Here is a 2,676-nt window from a genome sequence, read left to right as displayed (position 1 = left end):
AAAAATTACTTAATTTTAGTTTTAGAGATTTGATAATATTTTCATATAAGGAATCCCACCCTTATAAATAAATAATTTAGTCCTAAATAGTGCGCACTAGAGGACGGATCGAAACTCATAGTATAGACAGTCGCTAAACAGACTTACTCTATATATACAGTTTCGCCGTTTCTTTGGTGTGCTTTTTTCATACTCTTTTCGGCTTAGCTAACTGGTTTCTTTCTGTCGATGGACTAGAGAAAGGAGCCAACAGTGGCATATAAAAACACTATCAGACCAGTATACTCTAAACTTTTAGGTAATTTTATCAGGAAACAACTTAAGGAATTAAGTATTTTACAAAATCAAATTGGCTACTATGATGATTTTGACGGAGAGGTCGAACTTCTCTCTGAAACAACCGTAAGCCAAATTATAAAAGGAAAACGCAACATGAGTTTTAACGCTTCATTAGCATTTCAAACTACACTTAATTATCCAACATCTAAACAACTTTTCTTACAAGATGACTCTTTCAAAATTCAGCTATTATCTCAATTAACTACGCTTATTACAACCGATTCTACTTTTGATAATACACTTTTAAAACACACTTTAAACAAAAAGATTAATAGTTATTCTAAAGGTAATATCACAGATTTTATTCAATCTCACAAGAAATTGTTTTGCAACTCTCTCTCAAACTTTTTTCCTGACTTTCCAGAAGAGTCCAGCTCTTATGAAATCGCTGAAAAATTAATAGATTGGCTTTCAGAATTTGCATGTCTCCTATCACAACTTTAGAATGTGTTAAGGAATTGCATGAAATCCTAAAATAAACAGCAAAAGGGAACTAAATTAATTCCCTTTTAACTGTTTATCTATATCACTATTGTAGTTAACACAGACCCAATATTACAGATGATAGAAAAGATTTTAGAAGTCCGACAACAACTTGTCTATTTTAAAAAGTCCATTTTCATATTTTATAACTGCAACGAATCCATTTTTAATGATTCTAAAATATAAATTTTCCTTATCAAGCAGATAGAGTAAAACTAATATCGTTAAACCATGACTAACTATCAAAATATTATTATCTGTCACATGTCTGGCTATATTTAAAAATGACAGCCAGATTCTCTTTTTTAAGTTTTCCCAACTTTCTACTTCGTTTAAAACATCGTTTTCATACAAATAGTTGGCTACATCTTCTAATAATAAATTTGACTTGTCTCTTATATTATTGACTTTTACTATATCATTAAATACTGAATTAATATCTTTCCCATCAAATGAACCAAAGTCCCATTCTCTAAGTCTTTTGTCAATCCTAGATATAGAATTACTCAGTCCCAGAGTTGATAAAATAATTCTTTTTGTCTCAACTGCCCTTATTTGATCACTTGAATAGGCCAGATCAAATTTAATTTTTCTTCTTTTAAACTGTAGGGCTAACTCTTTAACTGCTATTTTACCCTTTAGTGTTAGATGAAAGTCTGATTTTCCCTGAATTTCATTTTCAACATTAGCAAGAGTTTCACCATGTCTTATTAAATAAATATAATTCATGATTCATCTTAACTATCAAATACTTCCTTAGCTATCGTCACAGCATCTAATACTTTTGGAAAGCCAACATTTGGTATGCACTGAATAATTAATTCTATTAACTCTTCTTTCGCAAAGCCCAAATTTAACAGACTGATCATATGAAGCCTAATCTGTCCCGAAGAAGCACCTTGAGAAATCAATGAAGAAAGAGTTATAACTTCTCTTAATCTTAAGTCAAGCCCTGAGCGATTATAAATATCTCCAAACGATACCTCTAGGATATACCTCTCAATATCAGAAAAGTCTCCTTTCAACATTTCTCTGGTTTGATTTGCAGAATCTCCTAACATTTTTGCTAACTGATTTTCACCTATTTTATATTTAGAATCCAATGCTATATACCTCAATTCTTTTCTTGCCAAATTGAATTATCAGAATCAATTTGATCTAAATAATTTTTAGAAATTTCACTAACAGAATGGACTGTATACTTTACTCCTGTTTTTTCCATTTCTTTACTTTGAAATCCCCAAGAATAACTGGCTGGTACACCAATAAAGGGAATATTATATTTTTTGGCTTCCTCAGCTACTCTATTGACATCATCAATAAATAGAACCTCATTAAATTGTAAGTCATATTTTTTTACAATCTCCTTGACTCCAGGCCTAAAGGAATTTGTACATATATAGCAATCAAAATATTTTAGATAAGGTTTAAATCTATCATCAATCTCACTCTCATCAAGACCCCCGTAGCACACTAATTTAACATCCAAAGTTGTTAGCATGTTCAAAAATTCCGGAACTCCATCAATTATTGGATTTCTATCATCTTTAAGAAATTTATTACGTTCTTCAAAATATTCATGTAAAATCTCTTCGTTTGTCACTTTATTGAATATTTTAAAATACTTTCTTAAAAATTCAGCAGCCTCTTTTCTTTTCTGAGAAAAGGTATTGTTTTCCAATTCTGCAGTATAATCTACATTATACTTTTTGGCTAAATTTCTAAGAACAGGACTAAATGTATCCTCCAACAGCACCCCATCTATATCGCAAGCAATTAATTTTAATCTATTCATTTTACCTCCATTAATGTTTCATAATTTCATATATACTTTTATTTTTCAAAACATTTAAC

Annotated in this window: 4 protein-coding genes; 1 reads left to right on the top strand and 3 read right to left on the bottom strand. The window is 30.2% G+C overall.

What is annotated here, in order from left to right; genetic code table 11:
• The first annotated feature begins 252 nt into the window (after window positions 1-252).
• Window positions 253-783 (top strand): hypothetical protein, encoded by a 531-nt coding sequence (locus ACTHW2_RS12710; RefSeq protein WP_014621067.1) that lies wholly within the window; start codon window positions 253-255, stop codon window positions 781-783.
• Window positions 784-915: 132 nt separating this feature from the next.
• Here the strand turns inward: ACTHW2_RS12710 and ACTHW2_RS12705 are convergent, their stop codons facing one another.
• The 3 genes from ACTHW2_RS12705 to ACTHW2_RS12695 are packed head-to-tail and all read right to left on the bottom strand — an operon-like array spanning window position 916 to window position 2,617.
• A complete protein-coding gene (locus ACTHW2_RS12705; protein WP_014621066.1) occupies window positions 916-1,551 on the bottom strand; it encodes a histidine phosphatase family protein in 636 nt (211 codons plus the stop codon).
• Window positions 1,552-1,559: 8 nt separating this feature from the next.
• A complete protein-coding gene (locus ACTHW2_RS12700; protein ID WP_014621065.1) occupies window positions 1,560-1,940 on the bottom strand; it encodes a carboxymuconolactone decarboxylase family protein in 381 nt (126 codons plus the stop codon).
• Window positions 1,937-2,617 carry an HAD family hydrolase gene (locus ACTHW2_RS12695; RefSeq protein WP_014621064.1) on the bottom strand — a complete coding sequence of 227 codons (681 nt, stop codon included), beginning with the start codon at window positions 2,615-2,617 and terminating at the stop codon, window positions 1,937-1,939. The genes ACTHW2_RS12700 and ACTHW2_RS12695 overlap by 4 nt, the downstream gene beginning before the upstream one ends.
• Window positions 2,618-2,676 lie beyond the last annotated feature (59 nt).

The organism is Tissierella sp. (assembly GCF_052089545.1).
GTDB lineage: Bacteria > Bacillota > Clostridia > Tissierellales > Tissierellaceae > Tissierella_A.
Note: the sequence above shows the minus strand (reverse complement) of the source record. Positions and strands in the feature narration are given on the sequence as shown.

What these genes read in the sequence shown, in the direction of transcription:
- ACTHW2_RS12705 (WP_014621066.1), bottom strand. Translation starts at nt 1,551, where the DNA reads ATGAATTATATTTATTTAATAAGACATGGTGAAACTCTTGCTAATGTT.
- ACTHW2_RS12695 (WP_014621064.1), bottom strand. Translation starts at nt 2,617, where the DNA reads ATGAATAGATTAAAATTAATTGCTTGCGATATAGATGGGGTGCTGTTG.